21 protein-coding genes and 3 tRNA genes are annotated in these 19,573 nt (G+C 70.9%); 4 read left to right on the top strand and 20 right to left on the bottom strand.

The window, feature by feature from the left end; genetic code table 11:
- Positions 1 to 32: 32 nt before the first annotated feature.
- The 9 genes from ACH4NX_RS14420 to ACH4NX_RS14380 form a co-directional block, all read right to left on the bottom strand.
- The gene (locus ACH4NX_RS14420; RefSeq protein ID WP_351389612.1) at positions 33 to 1,088 is read right to left on the bottom strand and encodes a UDP-N-acetylmuramate dehydrogenase; all 1,056 of its coding nucleotides are present in this window, start codon (positions 1,086 to 1,088) and stop codon (positions 33 to 35) included.
- Positions 1,089 to 1,192: 104 nt separating this feature from the next.
- Positions 1,193 to 1,573 carry a DUF3291 domain-containing protein gene (locus tag ACH4NX_RS14415; RefSeq protein ID WP_398127065.1) on the bottom strand — a complete coding sequence of 127 codons (381 nt, stop codon included), beginning with the start codon at positions 1,571 to 1,573 and terminating at the stop codon, positions 1,193 to 1,195.
- 97 nt (positions 1,574 to 1,670) lie between these two features.
- Positions 1,671 to 3,113: an MFS transporter gene (locus ACH4NX_RS14410; protein ID WP_398127064.1), complete on the bottom strand. Its 1,443-nt coding sequence runs from the start codon at positions 3,111 to 3,113 to the stop codon at positions 1,671 to 1,673.
- A gap of 144 nt (positions 3,114 to 3,257) precedes the next feature.
- On the bottom strand, positions 3,258 to 3,830 hold the full coding sequence (locus tag ACH4NX_RS14405; RefSeq protein WP_351389619.1) for a helix-turn-helix domain-containing protein: 573 nt from the start codon (positions 3,828 to 3,830) through the stop codon (positions 3,258 to 3,260).
- Between the two features lie 128 nt (positions 3,831 to 3,958).
- Positions 3,959 to 4,411 (bottom strand): MaoC family dehydratase, encoded by a 453-nt coding sequence (locus ACH4NX_RS14400; protein ID WP_398127063.1) that lies wholly within the window; start codon positions 4,409 to 4,411, stop codon positions 3,959 to 3,961.
- An 8-nt stretch (positions 4,412 to 4,419) separates the two neighbouring features.
- Positions 4,420 to 4,872: a MaoC family dehydratase N-terminal domain-containing protein gene (locus ACH4NX_RS14395; RefSeq protein ID WP_351389624.1), complete on the bottom strand. Its 453-nt coding sequence runs from the start codon at positions 4,870 to 4,872 to the stop codon at positions 4,420 to 4,422.
- Between the two features lie 115 nt (positions 4,873 to 4,987).
- A complete protein-coding gene (rpmG, locus tag ACH4NX_RS14390; RefSeq protein ID WP_006347275.1) occupies positions 4,988 to 5,152 on the bottom strand; it encodes a 50S ribosomal protein L33 in 165 nt (54 codons plus the stop codon).
- Between the two features lie 91 nt (positions 5,153 to 5,243).
- A tRNA-Met gene (locus ACH4NX_RS14385) sits at positions 5,244 to 5,316 on the bottom strand.
- Between the two features lie 46 nt (positions 5,317 to 5,362).
- Positions 5,363 to 5,435: transfer RNA gene (locus ACH4NX_RS14380), tRNA-Thr, on the bottom strand.
- 338 nt (positions 5,436 to 5,773) lie between these two features.
- Here ACH4NX_RS14380 and ACH4NX_RS14375 point away from each other — a divergent pair.
- Together ACH4NX_RS14375 and ACH4NX_RS14370 are read left to right on the top strand one after the other, a co-directional pair.
- Positions 5,774 to 7,060 carry a hydrolase gene (locus ACH4NX_RS14375; RefSeq protein ID WP_398127062.1) on the top strand — a complete coding sequence of 429 codons (1,287 nt, stop codon included), beginning with the start codon at positions 5,774 to 5,776 and terminating at the stop codon, positions 7,058 to 7,060.
- A 119-nt stretch (positions 7,061 to 7,179) separates the two neighbouring features.
- Positions 7,180 to 7,836 carry an SDR family oxidoreductase gene (locus ACH4NX_RS14370; protein ID WP_398127061.1) on the top strand — a complete coding sequence of 219 codons (657 nt, stop codon included), beginning with the start codon at positions 7,180 to 7,182 and terminating at the stop codon, positions 7,834 to 7,836.
- A 31-nt stretch (positions 7,837 to 7,867) separates the two neighbouring features.
- On the opposite strand, the gene ACH4NX_RS14365 is transcribed toward ACH4NX_RS14370, so the two are convergent.
- Both ACH4NX_RS14365 and ACH4NX_RS14360 read right to left on the bottom strand, forming a co-directional pair.
- Positions 7,868 to 8,086 (bottom strand): hypothetical protein, encoded by a 219-nt coding sequence (locus tag ACH4NX_RS14365; RefSeq protein WP_351389633.1) that lies wholly within the window; start codon positions 8,084 to 8,086, stop codon positions 7,868 to 7,870.
- Positions 8,087 to 8,189: 103 nt separating this feature from the next.
- A tRNA-Tyr gene (locus ACH4NX_RS14360) sits at positions 8,190 to 8,271 on the bottom strand.
- A 235-nt stretch (positions 8,272 to 8,506) separates the two neighbouring features.
- On the opposite strand from ACH4NX_RS14360, the gene ACH4NX_RS14355 reads away from it, so the two are divergent.
- A complete protein-coding gene (locus tag ACH4NX_RS14355) occupies positions 8,507 to 8,995 on the top strand; it encodes a YajQ family cyclic di-GMP-binding protein (protein WP_345593495.1) in 489 nt (162 codons plus the stop codon).
- Positions 8,996 to 9,137: 142 nt separating this feature from the next.
- Here the strand turns inward: ACH4NX_RS14355 and ACH4NX_RS14350 are convergent, their stop codons facing one another.
- Complete coding sequence (locus ACH4NX_RS14350; RefSeq protein ID WP_398127060.1) at positions 9,138 to 9,404, bottom strand: GlsB/YeaQ/YmgE family stress response membrane protein; 267 nt, start codon at positions 9,402 to 9,404, stop codon at positions 9,138 to 9,140.
- 140 nt (positions 9,405 to 9,544) lie between these two features.
- Here ACH4NX_RS14350 and ACH4NX_RS14345 point away from each other — a divergent pair, with 140 nt between their 5' ends.
- Entirely contained in the window at positions 9,545 to 10,807 is a 1,263-nt protein-coding gene (locus ACH4NX_RS14345) for an APC family permease (RefSeq protein WP_398127059.1), read from the top strand.
- A gap of 176 nt (positions 10,808 to 10,983) precedes the next feature.
- Here ACH4NX_RS14345 and ACH4NX_RS14340 read toward each other — a convergent pair whose 3' ends face one another.
- The 8 genes from ACH4NX_RS14340 to ACH4NX_RS14305 all read right to left on the bottom strand — a co-directional run bounded on the left by ACH4NX_RS14340 (position 10,984) and on the right by ACH4NX_RS14305 (position 19,549).
- Positions 10,984 to 11,400: a YccF domain-containing protein gene (locus tag ACH4NX_RS14340; RefSeq protein WP_351389671.1), complete on the bottom strand. Its 417-nt coding sequence runs from the start codon at positions 11,398 to 11,400 to the stop codon at positions 10,984 to 10,986.
- Complete coding sequence (gene htpX, locus ACH4NX_RS14335; RefSeq protein WP_351389673.1) at positions 11,397 to 12,260, bottom strand: zinc metalloprotease HtpX; 864 nt, start codon at positions 12,258 to 12,260, stop codon at positions 11,397 to 11,399. Before htpX ends, ACH4NX_RS14340 begins: the two co-directional genes overlap by 4 nt.
- A gap of 264 nt (positions 12,261 to 12,524) precedes the next feature.
- Entirely contained in the window at positions 12,525 to 14,096 is a 1,572-nt protein-coding gene (locus tag ACH4NX_RS14330; protein WP_398127058.1) for an NADH-quinone oxidoreductase subunit N, read from the bottom strand.
- Positions 14,093 to 15,691 carry a NuoM family protein gene (locus tag ACH4NX_RS14325; protein WP_398127057.1) on the bottom strand — a complete coding sequence of 533 codons (1,599 nt, stop codon included), beginning with the start codon at positions 15,689 to 15,691 and terminating at the stop codon, positions 14,093 to 14,095. The genes ACH4NX_RS14330 and ACH4NX_RS14325 overlap by 4 nt, the downstream gene beginning before the upstream one ends.
- Positions 15,692 to 15,697: 6 nt before the next feature.
- Entirely contained in the window at positions 15,698 to 17,692 is a 1,995-nt protein-coding gene (locus ACH4NX_RS14320) for an NADH-quinone oxidoreductase subunit L (RefSeq protein ID WP_398127056.1), read from the bottom strand.
- Positions 17,689 to 18,081, bottom strand: coding sequence for an NADH-quinone oxidoreductase subunit NuoK (gene nuoK / locus ACH4NX_RS14315; protein WP_351389684.1), 393 nt, complete (start codon positions 18,079 to 18,081; stop codon positions 17,689 to 17,691). The genes ACH4NX_RS14320 and nuoK overlap by 4 nt, the downstream gene beginning before the upstream one ends.
- Entirely contained in the window at positions 18,081 to 18,941 is an 861-nt protein-coding gene (locus ACH4NX_RS14310; RefSeq protein WP_351389687.1) for an NADH-quinone oxidoreductase subunit J, read from the bottom strand. Before ACH4NX_RS14310 ends, nuoK begins: the two co-directional genes overlap by 1 nt.
- A complete protein-coding gene (locus ACH4NX_RS14305; RefSeq protein ID WP_398127055.1) occupies positions 18,938 to 19,549 on the bottom strand; it encodes a NuoI/complex I 23 kDa subunit family protein in 612 nt (203 codons plus the stop codon). The genes ACH4NX_RS14310 and ACH4NX_RS14305 overlap by 4 nt, the downstream gene beginning before the upstream one ends.
- Positions 19,550 to 19,573: the final 24 nt, after the last annotated feature.

Genomic DNA, 19,573 nt, shown 5'->3' with positions numbered 1-19,573 from the left:
GGCTCCGGCTCCGGCTCCGGCTCCGGCTCCGGCTAGATACTGACGCCGACCGTCACCGGTTCGTTGACCAGCGTGATCCCGAAGGCCTCGCGGACGCCGGCGACGACCTCGCGGGCCAGGGCGAGCAGGTCCTCCGTGGTCGCCTCGCCGCGGTTGGTGAGGGCGAGGGTGTGCTTGGTGGAGATACGGGCGGGTCCGGTGCCGTACCCCTTCGTGAAGCCGGCCTTGTCGATCAGCCAGGCCGCGGAGGTCTTGAGGCGGCCCTCGCCGGCCGGGAAGGCGGGCGGCTCGGTGCCGTCACCGAGTCGCTCGGCCACGCGTGTGCGGAAGGCGGCGAACTCCTCGTCCGTGAGGATCGGGTTGGTGAAGAACGACCCGGCCGACCAGGTGTCGTGGTCCTCGGGGTCGAGCACCATGCCCTTGCCGGCACGCAGCTTCAGCACGGTGTCGCGGGCTGCCGTCAGCGGCACCCGCCCACCCGCCTCGACACCGAGGGCGCGGGCCGTCTCGGCGTAGCGGAGGGGCGCGGAGAGCCCGTCGGCGTTCTCCAGCTCGAAGCGGACGCGCAGGACCACGTATCTCTCGGGCTCGGCCTTGAAGCGGCTGTGGCGGTAGGAGAAGCCGCAGTCGGCGTTGGTGAGGCCGACCGTCCCGCCGGCTCTGCGGTCGTACGCGATCACCTCGGTGATCGTCGAGGAGACCTCCTGGCCGTACGCGCCGACGTTCTGGATGGGTGTCGCGCCCGCCGAGCCGGGGATGCCGGCCAGGCACTCGACGCCGGCGAGTCCGGCCTCGACGGTACGGGCGACGGCGTCGGTCCAGATCTCACCGGCCGCCAGCTCCAGTGTGGTGCCGTCGAGGGAGAGGCCGCGCGTGGCGATGTGCAGGGCGGTGCCGTCGAAGCCCTTGTCTCCGATGACCAGGTTGGATCCGCCGCCGACGAGCAGCAGGGGCGTGCCGGTGTCGTCGGCCTCGCGGACGGCGGCGATCACCTCGGCGTCGGTCGTGGCCGTGACCAGCCGGGTCGCCGGTCCGCCCAGCCGGAAGGTGGTCAGCGGGGCGAGGGGAGCGTCATGGAGTTCCTGCACGCGCTCAAGAGTACGAGACGGCACCGACAACCCCGGGCAGCGGGAAACGCCCCGACCGGTGGGCCGGGGCGTTCCTTTCCCACGTCCGTTCTCCGAGACCGCACTCACGTCAGGCGCCGTCGTACCTCCGCCCAGCTGACCGGAAGCTCATCGCTCGACGCCGGCCAGGAGGCGAACCTCGAGTCCCGCATCTGACCGGCCAGCCCGCGGGAGGTGGGCGCGTGGGTGCCGGAGTGGGCGAAGGCCTTGAGTGCCTCGGGCGAGTCCCAGGCGGACAGCGTCCAGAAGGTCCGCCTGAAGGGCTCCGCCTTCAAGGCGCAGCCGTACGCTCCGGGCGCGCTCCTGACCTGCCGCCACACGCCGGGCGTGCGCGCCATGAACGTCAGCGCTCCCCACAGGGTGCGGGTCTCGAAGCGGGAGGCGAAGACGTGGACCCGCGTGGCCCGTTGCGGCCGGTTCGACACGGTCCAGGGCAAGGCGGGCATGTCGGGCTCCTTCGGTCTCTCGTGCGTCACTGCTCACGTACGTCACTGCTCACGTACGTCGCTTCTCGCGTGCGTCGCTTCTCGCGTGCGTCGCTTCTCACGTCAGGACGGGCGCCGGCTCGGTCGCCGGCTCCGACCCGTGCCCGTCCGCCGCCTTGCCGTCCCGGCGGCGGGACGGGATCAGCAGGGCCGAGACGCCTCCGAGAGCCACCAATCCGGCCCCCACCGCGACCGCGGGCCGCAGCCCGTCGACGAAGGACTGCCCGGACTCGTAGCCACCCTGCGCGGCGAAGATCGAGGACATGACCGCGATGCCGAGCGCGCCGCCGACCTCGCGCAGGGCGTTGTTGGCGCCGGAGGCGATGCCCTGCTCCTTCGGGACGACGCTGGCCATCACCAGGGCGGAGGCGGGGGCGAAGAACAGGGCCATGCCGATCCCGCTGAGGATCAGACCGGGCAGCTGGACGGCGTAGGAGGCGTCGGCCGTGATCACCAGGGCGAGGTGGCCGAGGCCGGCGGCCTGGAGAAAGAGCCCGGTGGCGACGACGGGACGCCCGCCGATCCGGTCCGACAGGATGCCTGCGATCGGAGCGACCAGCATCGGCATGCCGGTCCAGGGCAGCATGCGCAGGCCCGCCTCGGTGGGCGTGTAGCCGAGCACCTGCTGCATGTACTGACTGAGCAGGAAGATCGAGCCGAACATCCCCAGGAACATCAGCAGGCTCGCCGCGTTGATGCCGGAGAAGGCACGTGACCGGAAGAGCCTCATGGGGAGCATGGGGTTCGTGTTGTTGATGCCGTGATGGATGAAGCCGGCCAGCAGCGCGGCACCGGTGAACAGGGCGGACAGCACGACGGGGCCGGTCCAGCCGTCGACGGGCCCGCGGACCAGCCCGTAGACGATGCCGAAGAGTCCGCCGCTGGCGAGCAGGGTGCCGACGAAGTCGAGCGGAGCGCCGGTGCCGTACGACTCGGCGAGGCGGAGGCGGGCGAGCGGCAGCAGGGCCAGCCCCAGCGGAACGTTCAGCCAGAAGATCCACTGCCAGGAGATGTGCTCGGTGAGGCTGCCGCCGACCAGCGGGCCGGAGGCGACGGCGAGCCCGTTGACGGCTCCCCAGATGCCGTAAGCCATTCCGCGCCGTTCGGCGGGCACTGCCGCCGTCAGCAGGGTCAGTGTCAGCGGCATCATGATCGCCGCGCCGACACCCTGGACCGCGCGGGCGGCGATGAGCGAGTCGATCCCGGGTGCCAGGGCCGCGGCGGCGGAGGCGCCGGTGAAGACGGTGAGACCCACCACGAAGAGCCTGCGGCGGCCGAAACGGTCCCCCAGGGCCGCGCCGAACATCAGGAGCACGGCGAAGGTGAGCGTGTAGGCACTCACGGTCCATTCCAGGTCGTGCAGTCCTCCGCCCAGGTCCTCACGGATGGAGGGCAGGGCAGTGGTGACGACGAGGTTGTCCAGGGCCGCCATGAAACCGGCGACGCTGGTGATGACGAGGGCCCAGCCCGCTCCCCCGCGATGTGTCTTCTGCTGTGACATCTCTCCCCCAGAGGGTGTCCAGTGCTTGCCGTTCCGCTTTGGCCGGCGCCTGTTGTGCCGAGTGAGGCGCAGGTTAGTAATTGATGACTAACTTCTATGGGCAGACGAGAGCGCTCACCCCTGAGCAGCCCCTGCCCCTGTCCTCTACGCGTCTTCCTGGCCCTGCTTGACCCGCGCGGAGATGTAGAGACCCTCCCAGACCCGGTGATCAGCGGGAAAGCCCATGGCGGCCAGCGCGTTGACGAGCATGCCGAACGCCATGAAGGTCGTCGTCTCTTCGAAGCCGCCGCCCAGGGGCAGGTGCACGGCGTCCCAGAGCTCCAGCCAGCCCTTGCGGACCATCTCGCCGAACTCGTGGTCCCCCGCCGCCTCCGCCGCCGCGACCGTGACATACATCTGCAACTGCAACTGAAGCTTCTCGGGCTGGTCGGCTATCAGCCGCGTGTAGCCCTCGGCCATGGCATGCAGGGCCTCTTCGCCGTGCAGGCCCTCGGACGACGCCTCGAAGACCCGGCGCGTGTCCCGCAGACAGCGCTCCGTCGCCGCGAGGAAGATCGCCTTCTTGCTCGGGAAGAGCCGGAAGAGGTACGGCTGAGAGACCCCCACCCGCTTGGCGATGTCCTCCGTCGACGTGCCGTAGTAGCCGCCCCGGGCGAACTCGCTCATCGCCGCACGAATGACGCTTTCACGTCGCTCCTCGGCGCTCATCCTGACCATGCGGGTAAGTTAGTGCTCAATCACTAACTAAGTCAAGGAGCGGTCTCGGCCACTTCGGCACAGCGGTAAGGGGCGCGCTCAATGGCGAACGCCCCTTACCGGATGCCCTGTCGGCTACGGGAGCCAGGTCAGGCGAGTCGCACGACCGCCCGGGACATGCCGAGGACCTTCTGTCCGGCGCTTTTGGCCGTCAGGTCGACGCGGACGGTGTTGTCGTCGAGCTTGACCGCGACCTTGCCGGTGACCTCGATCACGGCACCCTGGTCGTCGTTCGGGACGACGACGGGCCGGGTGAAGCGGACGCCGTACTCCACGACCGCGGCCGGGTCGCCGATCCAGTCGGTCACCACGCGGATCGCCTCGGCCATGGTGAACATGCCGTGCGCGATGACGTCCGGCAGGCCGACCTCCTTGGCGAACTTCTCGTTCCAATGGATCGGATTGAAGTCGCCGGAGGCGCCCGCGTACCGCACGAGAGTGGCGCGGCTCACGGGAAAACTCCGCGCGGGCAGTTCGGTGCCGACCTCGACATCGTCGTACCCGACCTTCGCCGTCGCGAAAGGCGTCGTGGGATGCGTCATGGGGTGACTCACACCTCCTCGGCCGCGCGGGCCACGAGCTTGGTCCAGGCGGTCACGACGTGCTCGCCGGCCTCGTCGTGCACCTCGCCGCGGATGTCCAGGATGTCGTTGCCCGCCATCGACTTGATCGCCTCGATGGTGGAGGTGACCGTGAGCCGGTCGCCGGCGCGCACCGGACGGGCGTAGGCGAACTTCTGGTCGCCGTGCACCACCCGGCTGTAGTCCAGGCCCAGCTGCGGGTCCTCGATGACCTGACCCGCCGCCTTGAACGTGATCGAGAACACGAAGGTCGGCGGAGCGATCACGTCCGGATGGCCGAGCGCCTTCGCGGCCTCCGTGTCCGTGTACGCCGGGTTGGCGTCACCCACCGCCTCCGCGAACTCGCGGATCTTCTCCCGGCCCACCTCGTAGGGCGCGGTCGGCGGATAGGTCCGCCCCACGAACGACTGGTCGAGCGCCATGGGCTCGCAACCTCCTGCTGCTCTCCGGGCTGTGGGTGCCGCCTCCGGCACCGCTGACCAAAACGACACGAGGCCGCCCCCAAGCCTCGGGGACGGCCTCGTGTACGAGCCTGTTCTATCGCGTTTCGCGGTGCGCGGTGTGCGCCTTGCAACGCGGGCAGTGCTTCTTCATCTCCAGTCGGTCCGGGTTGTTACGCCGGTTCTTCTTGGTGATGTAGTTCCGCTCCTTGCACTCCACGCAGGCCAGCGTGATCTTTGGGCGGACGTCGGTGGCAGCCACGTGAGTGCTCCTTGACGGACGGATCGATGGTGTTAACGCAGGAAAGAGTAGCCGATTGAAGGACCGACCCCGCAATCGGCTACCGAATAAGTAGCGGTGACCGGACTTGAACCGGTGACACAGCGATTATGAGCCGCTTGCTCTACCGACTGAGCTACACCGCTGTGATGCGATCGGGCCCCGCCTTGCGACGGGAACCTCTCACACCAGAGCCCCAAAACGGAATCGAACCGTTGACCTTCTCCTTACCATGGAGACGCTCTGCCGACTGAGCTATTGGGGCGAGCGATGAAGACATTACACGGTCGCCCGCCGTTCGCCCAAATCCGTTTCGCCGCCCCTGCCCCGTCCCGTCCCCGTCTCCTCCCCCTCCCTGCCCCACACCGGCTCCCACCCCGGCCCCGATCCGCATCCCGGCCCGTCGGCCCTCCCACCCGTACGCCTCGACAGGCCCGCCCGGGCCCCAGCAGGACCTGACGGGCGCCCGTCGGGGCGGCGGAGAACCGCACCGGTACGACTATTGCGCTCCTCCGCGCCACGAGCTGATCACCGTCCTAGGCTCGACTCACTCTGCGTGATCTTGCGTCCCCCACTGCGCAGCCCCGAGCCCAGAGGAGCGCGATGCCCGACAGCCAGCCGCAGCCGCCCCATTCGCCCTCCCCCTCGGGCCCCGCCGACCGTGGCCCGCTCCTGCTGTCCGGGGCGCGGCTCACCGACGGCCGGACCGTGGACGTACGGCTGCACGGCGGGCGCATCGAGGCGGTCGGCACGGCCGGCAGCCTGACGGCGGCTCGAACGACCGGCTCCGGCACCCGCGTGGACCTCACCGGCTACCTGCTCCTCCCCGCCCCCGCAGAACCCCACGTCCACGGCGACACGGCGCTGACGGCCGACCTCCCCGGACCCGTCTCCTACGACCCCCTGGACGTCCAGCGCCGGGCCACCGAGGCCGTCCTGCTCCAGCTGGGACACGGGGCGACCGCGCTACGGGCACACGTGCGCGTGGGTGACGTTCCGGGGCTGGGCGCGCTGACCGCCGTACTGCGGGCGCGGCGGTCGCTGCGCGGGCTGGCCGAGCTGACGGCGGTGGCCATGCCCAGGGTGCTGACCGGAGTGGCCGGGGCCGACGGGCTGGCGATGCTGCGGGACGCGGTCAAGATGGGCGCGGAGGTGGTGGGCGGCTGTCCGGACCTGGACCCCGATCCGACGGGGTACGTCGAGGCGGTCCTGGAGGTCGCCGCCGAACACGGCTGCCCGGTCGACCTGCACACGGACGCCGCCGACCCGGCGCGGCTGGCCCGGCTGGCGGTGATGGCGGGCGGGCTGCGCCCCGGGGTGACCCTCGGCCCCTGCGACGGCCTGGGCCGGCTGCCCGCCGACGCGGCGTCCCGGGCCGCGGACCAGCTCGCGGCGGCCGGGGTGACGGTGGTGTGCCTGCCCCAGGGCTCCTGCGGCGCGGTCGGCCACCGCGACGGCACGGCTCCGGTACGGCTGCTGCGGGCGGCCGGCGTGCGCGTCGCCGCCGGGAGCGGTGTGCTACGGGACGTATCCAACCCCGTGGGGCGCGGCGACCCCCTGGAGGCCGCGTACCTGCTGGCCTCACGCCACGGGCTGCGCCCCGAGGACGCGTACGACGCGGTGAGCGCGGCGCCGCGAGCGGCCCTGGGCCTGCCCGAGGTACGGGTGGAGGCGGGTTTCCCGGCCGAACTCCTCGCGGTACGCGGGGACCGGCTGGCGGGGGCGCTCTCCCTGGCGTACAGCCGGGTCGTGGTGCACCGGGGGCGCGTGGTGGCCCGGACCAGCGCGGTACGGGAGTACGGCGACTCGACGACCGGGAAGGACCTGGGGCTGCCTCGGCAGGGGCGCGGGGGGCACAACGGGCCGGGAGGGCCTGGGGGAACGTCCTGACCGGTGAGGTCCTGTGGGCTCGGGAAGCTCACGTGGGCCCGGATGCGGCCCCGCGGACACGGCCGGACACGGCCGGAGTCGTGCGGCGACGTCGGCCCTCGGGGCGTACGGTCGAAGGCATGCGCATTGTCATCGCTGGTGGTCATGGTCAGATCGCGCTGCGGCTGGAGCGGTTGCTCGCCGCGCGCGGCGACGAGGTGGCGGGCATCATCCGCAAGGCCGAGCAGGCCGAGGATCTCCGTGCGGCCGGAGCCGAACCGCTCGTGCTCGACCTGGAGTCGGCCTCGGTGGAGGAGGTCGCGGAACGGCTGCGCGGCGCCGACGCCGCGGTCTTCGCGGCGGGTGCGGGCCCCGGGAGCGGAGCGGCCCGCAAGGACACGGTGGACAAGGCGGCGGCGGTCCTCTTCGCGGACGCGGCGGTCCGGGCGGGCGTCAGGCGCTTCGTGGTCGTGTCCTCCATGGGTGCCGACCCGCGGCACGAGGGGGACGAGATCTTCGACGTCTACCAGCGTGCCAAGGGCGAGGCCGACGCGTACGTACGCACCCTGGACGAGCTGGACTGGACGATCCTGCGCCCCGGCGCGCTGACGGACGACGCCGGCACCGGCCTCGTCCGTCTGGAGGCACACACCGGCCGCGGCCCCGTCCCGCGCGACGACGTGGCCGCCGTACTGGCGGAACTGGTCGACACTCCGGCCACGAACGGCCTGACCCTGGAGCTGATCAGCGGATCGGCGCCCGTGTCGGTGGCCGTGAAGGCGGTGGCCGGCAATTGAGAGCGCGGGACGCGGACGCCTGATCGTACGGTCAGAACAGGGGCAACTGCCCGGGGAAGTCGGGGACCGTGTACCCGTCCAGGGACGGCTGCACCGCCCCGAGTCGCGCCGGCCGGCGCGAGCCCGGGCAGGAGACGAGCTCGCCGCTCCCCCGCGCCCCGGACGGGTCGTGCCGCGCGTACCTCCCCGCGACGACGGCGATCTCACGACGGCACTCGGGGCAGGTTCTGCGACGGGAGGACGAGACCATGCTCCCAGTCTGCCCCGAGCGCGAGCACCCTTTCGGCGCAACACATGACGAAGGGCCCCGTGACCTGCTCGAACAGCAGGTCACGGGGCCCTTCGTTCCCGTGTGGCGGCGCCAGGATTCGAACCTGGGAAGGCTGAGCCGGCAGATTTACAGTCTGCTCCCTTTGGCCGCTCGGGCACACCGCCGGGGTTCGCTGCCCTTCGAACCGCCTTTCGGCGGTGCTCCGTGGCAACGACGTAAACAATACCTGATGTGTGGGGGTGCTTCGCCACCTGATTGATCGCCGTTCGGGGGCGGCGGGTGGCTAGGCTTGTCCGGATGCGGCCGAGGGCGCCTACCGGGCTCGGCGGCCGCCGTTGTATGCCGGTACGGACCCGATACGCGGCCCGACACGCACCCAGATACAAGGAGCCACAGGACATGGCCGACTCCAGTTTCGACATCGTCTCGAAGGTCGAGCGGCAGGAGGTCGACAACGCCCTCAACCAGGCCGCCAAGGAGATCTCGCAGCGCTACGACTTCAAGGGCGTGGGCGCCTCGATCTCCTGGTCCGGGGAGAAGATCCTCATGGAGGCGAACTCCGAGGACCGGGTGAGCGCTGTCCTCGACGTCTTCCAGTCCAAGCTGATCAAGCGCGGCATCTCGCTGAAGGCTCTGGACGCGGGCGAGCCCCAGCTCTCCGGCAAGGAGTACAAGATCTTCGCGTCGATCGAGGAGGGCATTTCCCAGGACAACGCGAAGAAGGTGGCGAAGCTCATCCGCGACGAGGGCCCCAAGGGCGTGAAGGCCCAGGTTCAGGGCGAGGAGCTGCGGGTCAGCTCCAAGAACCGGGACGACCTGCAGGCCGTAATCGCCCTGCTGAAGGGCCAGGACTTCGACTTCGCGCTGCAGTTCGTGAACTACCGGTGACCTGCTGAGCCGGCGGCGCGGCAACGCGCGCCCTGCCGCGGCACGAGGAAGGGGGCGGGCACCCGACGGTGCCCGCCCCCCTTCCTCGTGCGACATCTCGTCGGTCGTTACGTCTCCCGCCGGCCGACCGGGTCCCGCGCGTTCAGTCGCGCGAGTTGCCGAACAGGAGCCGGTAGGCGACCAGAAGTACCAGGGAACCGCCGATCGCGGCCGCCCAGGTGGCACCGTCGTAGAAGTCCTTGCTGATCGGGTGGTCCAGCCAGCGGGCCGATATCCAGCCGCCGAGGGACGCGCCCACGACACCGATGAGGGTCGTGCCGATGAGCCCTCCCGGGTCGCGGCCCGGCAGCAGGAACTTGGCGATGGCTCCGGCCAACAGTCCGAGGATGATCCAGCTGATGACGGTCATGCCGTGACCCTGCCCTTTCTCACTGCGCCTGCGCTGTCCCAGTCCTGTGGGCTCGCTCCTCCGCGCGTGTTCATTCGCTCTTGGTGAGGAGGACGTTTCGAGGGCTTCCGGTGGTTGCGCCGATCAGTAGGGTGCGGCGCATGACACGTGCGGGTTCGGAGCTGCGGCGCACTCTCGGTGTGGGCGACGCCGTGGTCGTGGGGCTCGGTTCGATGATCGGCGCCGGGATCTTCGTGGCCCTGGCACCCGCCGCCCGCGCGGCCGGGTCGGGGCTGCTGCTCGGCCTCGCCCTGGCCGCTGTCGTCGCCTACTGCAACGCCACGTCGTCGGCACGGCTGGCGGCCCGGTATCCGGCTTCGGGAGGGACGTACGTCTACGGGCGCGAGCGGCTCGGGGAATTCTGGGGGTATCTCGCGGGCTGGTCCTTCGTCGTCGGGAAGACGGCCTCCTGTGCTGCCATGGCACTCACCGTGGGGACATACGTCTGGCCGGAGCAGGCGCACGTGGTGGCGGTCGCGGCCGTGGCGGCGCTGACCGCGGTGAACTACGGCGGGATCCAGAAGTCCGCCTGGCTGACGCGGACGATCGTGGCGATCGTCCTGACCGTCCTCGCTTCCGTGGTGGCGGTAGGTCTGGGATCGGGCCGGTCCGACGTCGGACGGCTGGACATCGGGCTGTCGGGCGGAGTCGCCGGGGCGCTGCAGGCGGCCGGCCTGCTGTTCTTCGCCTTCGCCGGGTACGCGCGCATCGCGACCCTCGGCGAGGAGGTCCGCGACCCGGAGCGCACCATTCCGCGCGCGGTCCCGCTGGCCCTGGGCATCACGCTGGCGGTGTACGGGTGTGTCGCGGTGGCTGTCCTCTCCGTGCTCGGGCCGGACGGTCTGGGGCAGGCGACGGCGCCACTGGCCGACGCGATGCGGGCCGCCGGTGTGCCGGGGCTGGCGCCGGCCGTGCGGGTGGGCGCCGCCCTGGCCGCGCTCGGCTCGCTGCTGGCGCTGATCCTGGGCGTTTCACGGACCACGCTGGCCATGGCCCGGGACGGTCACCTGCCCGGGGCGCTGGCCGCGGTGCACCCGCGTTTCCAGGTGCCGCACCGGGCGGAGGTGGCCGTGGGCGCGGTGGTCGCGGTCCTGGCCGCCACGGTGGACGTACGGGGCGCGATCGGCTTCTCGTCCTTCGGTGTGCTGGCGTACTACGCCGTGGCCAATGCGTCGGCCTGGACGCTGGGCCCGTCGAGGACGGCGCGGGTCGTGCCCGCGCTGGGTCTGGTGGGGTGCGCGGTGCTCGCGTTCTCCCTTCCGGTGGTTTCGGTGGTCGTGGGTGTGGGTGTGCTGGCGGTGGGTGTGGTGGCGTACGTGGTGCGGAGACGGGTGCGGGAACGGAAGCGGCGGGATTCGCGGTAGGCGCGGGAATCTCGCGGCCGGTACTCCCGGAAGTCGGGTCGGTCAGGCGTCCTGGGACGGCGCAGCGCGCGCCCGCAGACCGACACTTACGGAGGTCGGGCCCGTCCGCAGGTCAATCGCGACCGCAGGGGCAGGCCCGTCCGCAGGGGCAGGCCCGTCCGCGAGAGCAGCAGTTCCTACCAGCCGGCCCGCTGGTTGGGGCCGGTGGCCGTGAAGGGCTGGTCCGTCCGCACGATCTCGCGTCCCAGCGGGAGCAGTGAGACGGGGATCAGCTTGAAGTTGGCGATGCCGAGCGGGATGCCGATGATCGTGACGCACAGCGCGATACCGGTGACGATGTGCCCGATGGCCAGCCACCAGCCCGCGAGGAGCAGCCACAGCACGTTGCCGATGCAGGAGGGCGCGCCCGCGTCGCGTCGTTCGACCGCCGTGTATCCGAAGGGCCACAGCGCGTAGACACCGATGCGGAAGGCCGCTATGCCGAACGGGATTCCGATGATCGTGACGCAGAGCAGCGCGCCGGCGAGCAGGTAGCCGAGGAACAGCCAGAAGCCGCTGAGCACGAGCCATACGACGTTGAGGATGGTCTTCACTGGTGACGACCTGCCATCTTTTCGAGTCGGGCGATTCGCTCCGCCATCGGCGGGTGGGTGGAGAACATCTTCGAGAGCCCCTGTCCCGGGCGGAACGGATTCGCGATCATCATGTGACTGGCGGTCTCGATCCGGGGCTCCGGGGGCAGCGGAAGCTGCTTCGTGCCGAGCTCGAGTTTGCGCAGGGCGCCGGCGAGGGCGATCGGGTCGCCGGTGAGCTGGGCGCCGGAGGCGTCGGCCTCGTACTCCCTGGAGCGGCTGATCGCCAGCTGGATGACGGTGGCGGCGAGCGGACCGAGAATCATGATGAGGAGCATGCCCAGCAGACCCGGTCCGTCATCGTCATTGGACCGGCCGATGGGGATCAGCCAGGCGAAGTTGACCAGGAACATGATCACGGAGGCGAGTGCGCCGGCGACGGACGAGATCAGGATGTCGCGGTTGTAGACGTGACTGAGCTCGTGTCCGATGACGCCCCGCAACTCGCGCTCGTCGAGCAGGCGCATGATGCCCTCGGTGCAGCACACGGCCGCGTTGCGCGGGTTGCGGCCGGTCGCGAAGGCGTTCGGCGCCTCCGTCGGCGAGATGTACAGGCGGGGCATGGGCTGGCGGGCCTGGGTGGAGAGCTCGCGGACCATCCGGTACAGCGCCGGTGCCTCGAACTCGCTGACCGGGCGGGCGCGCATCGCGCGCAGCGCGAGCTTGTCGCTGTTCCAGTACGCGTACGCGTTCGTTCCCAGGGCGACGAGGACGGCGACGACGAGCCCCGCTCGGCCGAAGAAACTGCCGATGACAATGATGAGCGCGGACAGTCCCCCGAGGAGTACTGCGGTCCTGAGCCCGTTGTGCCGGCGGTGCACGGTACGCCCTCCAAGTGGTGCGGCAGGGGAACCCTTTGCTTGCTGGTGTCGCTCGCTGTGGTTGCTTCCTGGTCTCCGATGCCACCGGTGCCGTGGCATCACGTCCAGTGGACCCTTCTGTACTGGTCAACGCCAGGCGAAGGCCGCCAGTTCCCTGGCACGCACGGCGGCGGGCGTGGTCCGTACGGGTGACGGCCTCGGCACGCGGCACGCGCGCGTGCGGGCCGGGTACCGCACTCCCGCCTGCCTGGTGGCGGCTGCCGCTCAGAAGAGCCCGGTGTCGGCGAAGCGCAGGATCAGCTGGGGCGCTCCCGAGAGGGCGACGGCGAGCACCGCGGTCACGGTGATCGCGGCCGTGAGGGGAACCGGTACGCGGTGCTTCACGACCTCGCCCTCGGGTGACCGGAACAGCAGGGCCGTCCATTGGAGGTAGTAGAACAGCGCGATGACGACGTTGACCGCCATGACGACGGCGAGCCAGCCGAGCCCCGCGTCGACGGCCGCGGAGAAGACCGTGACCTTGGCGAAGAGGCCGATGATTCCGGGCGGCAGTCCGGCGAGGCAGAGCAGGAAGAAGGCCAGGAGCAGGGCCGTCAGGGGGTGGGACGCGTACAGGCCGCGGTAGTCGGCGACGCGGTTGAGGGACCTCGTACGGCCCACGAGTGCGGCCACCGCGAAGGCGCCGAGGTTCACGGCGGCGTACATGAGGGCGTAGGCGACGGTGGAGCCGATCGAGCGTTCGGGGTCGTCGGAGTAGGCGGCGGCGGCGATCGGCACCAGGAGGTAGCCGGCCTGGCCGACGGACGACCAGGCGAGCAGGCGTACCGCGCTGTACGCGCGCGTGGCCTGCTGGCGGAGGGCTCCGACGTTGCCGACGGTCATGGTGAGCGCGGCCAGTGCCGCGAGTGCCGGTCCCCAGACGTCGGCGTAGGACGGGAGGGCGATGACGGTGACGAGGATCAGCCCGGAGAAGCCGACCGCCTTGCCGATCACGGACAGGTAGGCGGCGATCGGCAGGGGCGCGCCGACGTAGGTGTCCGGCACCCAGAAGTGGAAGGGCACGGCGGCCGTCTTGAAGGCGAAGCCGACGAGGGTGAGGACGACCCCGGTCTGGGCGAGCGTGGTGAGCTGTCCGTCGACGTGCTGGATGCGTTCGGCCACCTGGGTGAGGTGGAGAGTGCCGGTGGAGGCGTACACGAAGCTGACGCCCATGAGGCTGACCGCGGTGGCGGTGACCGAGGACAGGAAGAACTTCAGTGCCGCTTCGGAGGACCGGCGGTCGCCCTGGCGCAGGCCCACGAGGGCGAAGGCGGGCAGGGAGGCGACCTCCAGGGCGACGATCAGCGTGGCGAGGTCGCGGGAGGCGGGCAGGAGCGCGGCGCCGGCCGCGGAGGAGAGCAGCAGGAACCAGAACTCGCCCTCGGGGAGTCCGCGGTCGGCGTCCTTCACGGCCGTGACCGAGAGCAGGGCGGTCACGAGGGCGCCGCCGAGGACCAGGAACTGGATGGCGAGGGTGAAGGTGTCGGCCGTGTAGCTGCACACGTCGGCGTCGCCGGTCAGGCAGAACGTCGAGCGGTCGCCGTTCACCAGGGGCAGCAGCATGAGCGCGGCGGCGGCGAGTCCGGCGACCGAGATCCAGCCGAGTACCGACTTCCGGGTGTCCTTGACGAACAGGTCGGTGACGAGGACGACGAGTCCGACGACCGCCGCGATGGTGGGCGGCGCGATGGCGAGCCAGTCGACGGACTGGACCAGGTTCTGGGCCGCGTTCTGGGCCGCGTTCTGGGCCAGTGGGTGCGCCAGGGCCTCGGTGAGGGGCTGGGCCGGGGAGCTCATCGGGTGCCTCCTGAGAGGAGCTGCTGCACGGCCGGGTCGGTCAGCCCCAGGAGGATCTTGGGCCAGAGTCCGGCGACGACGGTGAGGGCGACGAGCGGCGTCCAGGCCGCGAACTCGTACGTGCGTACGTCGGTGAGCCTCGGGGCTTCCCGCGGTACCGCGCCCATGCAGACGCGGCGGACCACGATCAGCATGTACGCGGCGGTCAGCAGCGTGCCGAACGCGGCGATCGCCATGAAGGTGAGGAAGGCGGGGCGGCTGAGGTCGTCGTGCGGGTCGAAGGCGCCGAACAGGGCCAGCATCTCGCCCCAGAATCCGGCCAGGCCCGGAAGGCCGAGCGAGGCGACCGCGGCGAAGGCGAGCAGGCCGCCGAGGCGGGGCGCCTTGCCGTACAGGGCGGCTCCGGTCTCCTCGGCCAGGGTGTCGAGGTCGGTGGTGCCGGTGCGGTCCTTGAGCGCGCCGACGACGAAGAAGAGCAGGCCGGTGATGAGGCCGTGGGCGATGTTGGCGAACAGGGCGCCGTTCACGCCGGTCGGGGTCATCGTCGAGATGCCCAGCAGGACGAAGCCCATGTGGCCGACGGAGGAGTAGGCGATGAGGCGCTTGAGGTCGCCCTTCGCGCCACGTCTGGCAAGTGCCAGGCAGGCCAGGGAGCCGTAGATGATGCCGACGACGGCGAACGCGGCGAGGTAGGGCGCGAAGATCTGGAAACCGTCCGGTGCGGCCGGAAGGAGGATCCGGACGAACCCGTACGTACCCATCTTCAGCAGGACGCCGGCGAGCAGGACCGATCCGACGGTCGGCGCGGCGGTGTGGGCGTCGGGCAGCCAGCTGTGCAGCGGCCACATCGGGGTCTTGACGGCGAGTCCGACGACGATCGCCAGTACGGCGGTGACCTGCACGGATGTGGTCAGCGACCGGCCGTTGTCAGTGGCGAGTGCCACCATGTCGAACGTGCCCGCCGTGATTCCGATCAGGAGCAGGCCGAGCAGCATGACGACGGAGCCGAGGAGCGTGTAGAGGATGAACTTCCAGGCGGCCGCGGTCCGTCCCTCTCCGCCCCAGCGGGCGATGAGGAAGTACATCGGGATGAGCACCATCTCGAAGGCGAGGAAGAACAGGATCAGGTCGAGGACGGCGAAGGTCGCGAGGGTGCCGGACTCCAGGACGAGCAGCAGCGCGACGAACGCCTTCGGGCTCGGGCCCGCGGCCCGCGGCGTCAGCCGCTCATGCTGCTGCTTGAAGTACGAGTAGAGCGCGCACAGGAAGGCCAGCAGCGCGGTCAGGACCAGCAGGGGGAGGGAGATGCCGTCGATGCCGAGGTGGATGCGCACGTCGAGTGCGGGGATCCAGCTGATGTCGGTGCTGGCCTGCATCTTCGACGGATGGTCGTGGTCGAAGCCGAGCACGAGGACGATCGCGGCGATGAGGACGGCGCCCGTGACGGTGACGCCGTGCCGGAGGACTGCCTGGTCGGGCGACTTCCCCTTCAGTCCGGGCGGGGCCGGCAGGAGAGCGGCGGCGGCACCCAGGAGCGGGCCGACGACGATCAATACCAGAAGGAACTGCATCACGGACTCGTTGATATCGATCACGCCTGCTCACGCTCCCGTGGCGACGAGGACGGCGGCGACCGTGAGGACGACGGTGCCGGCGAGCAGCGCGCTCACATAGGTCTGCACATTGCCGGTCTGAGCCCGGCGTACGACGGTCCCGAGCCAGCGGGGCAGGGCGCCCGCCCCGCGTACGTAGGTGTCGACGACCTCGCGGTCGAGGAACCGGACGAGGCTCGCGCCGGCCAGGACCGGGCGGACGAAGAGGGTCGTGTACACGGCGTCCAGGTGGAAGCCGACGGCCGCGTGCCGGTGCAGCGGGCCCAGCAGGAGCCGTCCGGGGTCCGCCGGGTCGGGGGCGTAGGCGATGTCTCCGTAGGCGGGCTTGTGGCTGGCGATGGCCTCGGCCTCCACCAGCGCGGCATCTCCCTCCGGGTGGGCCGCGACGGCGCCCAGCGGGGTGCGGTCCGCGAGCGCCGTGGTGTGGCGCCAGGCGGCGTAGGTGACGATGCCGCCGACCAGGGCCACGCCTGTGCCGAGCACGGAAGTGGTGAGCGTCGGGGTGAGGTCGTGGCCGTCGAACCAGTCGGGCAGCAGGCGGAACGCCAGCCCGCCGAGGGCGAGTGACGGGATGGCGAGCGCCCAGAGCACGGCGTTCATGACCACCGGCTGCCTGCCGTGGTCGGGGGCCTCGGCGCCCCGCCCGCGAAAGGCCAGCAGCCACAGGCGCATCGCGTACGCGGCGGTGAGCAGGGCCGTGACCAGGCCGGCGACGAGGACGGTCCAGCCCGCGGCGCCGGGCGCGTGTTCGGTGTGGCCGGTGACGACGTGCTCCGCGACACCGAGGACGGACTCCTTGGAGAAGAAGCCGCTGAAGGGCGGGATCGCGGCGAGGGCGAGCAGCGCCACGGTCATCGTCCAGTAGGCGTCGGGGACGCGGCCGCGCAGGTTCCGCATGCGGGACATGGCGGCCAGCGAGTTGGTGCCGGCGGCGTGGATGACCACGCCGGCGGCGAGGAAGAGCAGCGCCTTGAAGGCGCCGTGCGTGAGGAGGTGGAAGACGGCGGCACCGCGGTCGCCGGCGGCGAGAGCACCGGTCATGTAGCCGAGCTGCCCGATGGTCGAGTAGGCGAGGACGCGCTTGATGTCGTCCTGGGCGAGCGCGGCGAGCGCCGAGCCGACCATCGTGACCGCGGCCATGACGGCGAGGACGACCATCGCGGCCCGCGAGGCCTCGAACAACGGTAGGAGCCGGGCGACGAAGTACACACCGGCGGTGACCATCGTCGCGGCGTGGATCAGCGCGGAGACGGGCGTCGGGCCCGCCATCGCGTCGGGGAGCCAGGTGTGCAGCGGGAACTGCGCCGATTTGCCCGCCACGCCGGCCAGGAGCAGCAGGGCGATCAGCGTCGGGTGGTCGAGGGCGCCACTGGCCACCGCACCGAGGACCTTGGTGATGCGGAAGGAGCCGACGTCGGTTGCCAGGGCCAGCAGGCCGATCAGGAAGGGGACGTCACCGAGCTTGGTCACCAGGAAGGCCTTGAGGGAGGCCGCGCGCGCCTCCGGGGTCTCCCAGTAGTGGCCGACCAGGAAGTACGAGCAGATGCCCATGATCTCCCAGCCGACCAGGAGCACCATCAGGTCGCCGGAGTAGACGACGAGGAACATCGCGGAGGTGAACAGGGAGACGAGCGCCGCGTACGAGGGGTAGCGGGGGTCGTCGCGCAGGTAGCCCGTGGAGTAGATCTGCACGCAGGTGGCGACGGAGCCGACCAGGACGGCGACAAGGGCGGCGAAGCCGTCGATGTGCAGGGCGAGCTCGACGGGGACCGAGCCCGTGGGCGTCAGCTCCGTGACTGCGTTGACGGCCCGGTCGCCACCCTGGCGGGCTGCGACCAGCACGGCGAGGACGAGGGCCGCGAGTGTCGGCAGGACGGCGAGCGGGCGGACGAACCCGGGGGCCGTACGGCCCATCAGGAGACCGGCGGCTGCCCCGAGGAAGGGAAGGAGGGGGACGAGTACGGCGAGGGTGGTCGTGGTCACGCGGTGGCCTCGGCCTTCTCGGCGGGGGTCCCGGTCTCGGGGGCAGCGGTGTCGGGGCCGTCGGGCTCGTGGCCCTCGGCGGTGTCGCGGAGCCTGTCGATGTCCGAGGTGCCGCGGTTGCGGTGGACGGCGAGCACGATCGCCAGGCCGATACCGATCTCGGCGGCCGCGATGGCGATCGTGAACAGGGTGAGGGCCTGACCGGAGTGCAGGGTCTCCTCGGCGGTCTTGCTGAGCCAGACGTCGAAGGCCACCAGGTTGAGGTTGACGGCGTTGAGCATCAGCTCGACCGACATCAGGACGAGGATCGCGTTGCGACGGGCGAGGACGCCGTACAGGCCCGTGCAGAACAGGAGGGCGGAGAGAACGGCGGGATAGGCGAGGTGCATCAGCGGACACCACCCTGGTCGGCACCGTCCGGGCCGGTCGGCCGGTCGGCATCGGCTGTGCGGCCCGCGTCGGGGGCGGGGTCTGCCTCGGGGGCGGGGTCTGCCTCGGGGGCGGGGTCCGGAGTGCGTGTGCGGTCCGGGGTGCGTGTGCGGCCGGTGTCGGCTGGGCTGCCCGTTCCGGCTGGGCGGCCGGTGCCGGGTGGGCTGCCCGTTCCGGTTGTGCGGCCGGTGCCGGGTGGGAGGCCGGCGTCGGCTGTACGGCCGGTGTCGGCCGCGCCGTCCGCCTTGGCCTTGCGGGACAGGACGATCGCGCCGACCAGGGCGGTGAGGAGGAGGACGGAGAGGGCCTCGAACGGGAGCACCCAGTTCTGGAAGAGGCTCGCGCCGGTCACGGCGGTGGAGCCGGCTGCCGGACCGTCCAGGTCGATCCAGGTAGTACGGAAGGCGTCGACGACGACCCACACCAATGCCGCGGCGGCGGCCACTGCCACGGTGAGGGCTGCCCAGCGGTTGCCGGAGTCGGCGTCCGGGGACCGGCCGATGGGAGCCCTGGTGAGCATCAGACCGAACAGGATGAGGACGACGACGGCACCGACGTAGATGAGGACCTGTACCCAGGCGATGAACTCGGCGGTGAGCAGGAGGTATTCGACGGCGAGACCGCCGAGGGCCACGACCAGCCACAGGGCGGCGTGCACGAGCTGCCGGGTGGTGACGGTGATGACGGCGGCGCCGAAGGTGACCAGGCCGACGAGGAGGAAGGCGATCTCCACGCCGGTCGGGGAGAGGAAACCGTGGGATTCGACGGCCGTGGTCGTGGAGCCCGCGGCGAGGTGGCCGACGGTCGCTGCGAGGGTCATCCCCGGCCCTCCCCTTCGGGCTGGTCCGACGGCGGAATCGGTTGGTCCGTCTGCTGCCCGGAGTCGCCCATCGGGCGGGTGGGCTGCTCAGCGGCGCGGGCCTGCTCGTCGGCGTGCGTTTCGGCCGTTCGGGCCGTCTCCTGCTGGGCGGCCAGTTTGTCGGCGGTCTTGCGGGCGGCGACGAGTTCCTTCGGGTCCTCCGCGCCGGGGTCGAGGGCGGGCGGGGCCGGAACCGTCCACATCCACTCACGGAGCTTGTCTCGTTCGTGGGTGAGGTCACGGATGTCGGTCTCGGCGTACTCGAACTCCGGGGACCAGAACAGCGCGTCGAAAGGACAGACCTCGATGCAGATACCGCAGTACATGCACAGGGAGAAGTCGATGGCGAAACGGTCCAGGACGTTGCGGCTGCGGTCGCGCCCGCCGGGGGCCGCCGCCGGAACCGTCTCCTTGTGGGAGTCGATGTAGATGCACCAGTCCGGGCATTCGCGGGCGCACAGCATGCAGACCGTGCAGTTCTCCTCGAACAGGCCGATCACACCGCGGGAACGGGGCGGGAGCTCGGGCTGGGCCTCCGGGTACTGCTCGGTGACGGTCCTCTTGGTCATCGTGCGGAGGGTGACGGCCAGACC

Origin of the sequence: Streptomyces sp. NPDC017225, assembly GCF_044331465.1 — a bacterium.
GTDB lineage: Bacteria > Actinomycetota > Actinomycetes > Streptomycetales > Streptomycetaceae > Streptomyces.
Note: the sequence above shows the minus strand (reverse complement) of the source record. Positions and strands in the feature narration are given on the sequence as shown.

Bases quoted from the DNA above. Each gene is read 5' to 3' on its own strand.
- nuoK (WP_351389684.1), bottom strand. From the start codon at position 18,081: ATGCACCTCGCCTATCCCGCCGTTCTCTCCGCCCTCCTGTTCTGCACG.
- ACH4NX_RS14375 (WP_398127062.1), top strand. From the start codon at position 5,774: ATGCCCGACAGCCAGCCGCAGCCGCCCCATTCGCCCTCCCCCTCGGGC.
- ACH4NX_RS14305 (WP_398127055.1), bottom strand. From the start codon at position 19,549: ATGACCAAGAGGACCGTCACCGAGCAGTACCCGGAGGCCCAGCCCGAG.
- ACH4NX_RS14350 (WP_398127060.1), bottom strand. From the start codon at position 9,404: ATGACCGTCATCAGCTGGATCATCCTCGGACTGTTGGCCGGAGCCATC.
- ACH4NX_RS14415 (WP_398127065.1), bottom strand. From the start codon at position 1,573: ATGCCCGCCTTGCCCTGGACCGTGTCGAACCGGCCGCAACGGGCCACG.
- ACH4NX_RS14410 (WP_398127064.1), bottom strand. From the start codon at position 3,113: ATGTCACAGCAGAAGACACATCGCGGGGGAGCGGGCTGGGCCCTCGTC.
- ACH4NX_RS14310 (WP_351389687.1), bottom strand. From the start codon at position 18,941: ATGACCCTCGCAGCGACCGTCGGCCACCTCGCCGCGGGCTCCACGACC.
- ACH4NX_RS14365 (WP_351389633.1), bottom strand. From the start codon at position 8,086: ATGGTCTCGTCCTCCCGTCGCAGAACCTGCCCCGAGTGCCGTCGTGAG.
- ACH4NX_RS14345 (WP_398127059.1), top strand. From the start codon at position 9,545: ATGACACGTGCGGGTTCGGAGCTGCGGCGCACTCTCGGTGTGGGCGAC.
- ACH4NX_RS14395 (WP_351389624.1), bottom strand. From the start codon at position 4,872: ATGGCGCTCGACCAGTCGTTCGTGGGGCGGACCTATCCGCCGACCGCG.
- ACH4NX_RS14400 (WP_398127063.1), bottom strand. From the start codon at position 4,411: ATGACGCATCCCACGACGCCTTTCGCGACGGCGAAGGTCGGGTACGAC.
- ACH4NX_RS14405 (WP_351389619.1), bottom strand. From the start codon at position 3,830: ATGGTCAGGATGAGCGCCGAGGAGCGACGTGAAAGCGTCATTCGTGCG.
- ACH4NX_RS14370 (WP_398127061.1), top strand. From the start codon at position 7,180: ATGCGCATTGTCATCGCTGGTGGTCATGGTCAGATCGCGCTGCGGCTG.
- ACH4NX_RS14355 (WP_345593495.1), top strand. From the start codon at position 8,507: ATGGCCGACTCCAGTTTCGACATCGTCTCGAAGGTCGAGCGGCAGGAG.
- ACH4NX_RS14330 (WP_398127058.1), bottom strand. From the start codon at position 14,096: ATGAGCTCCCCGGCCCAGCCCCTCACCGAGGCCCTGGCGCACCCACTG.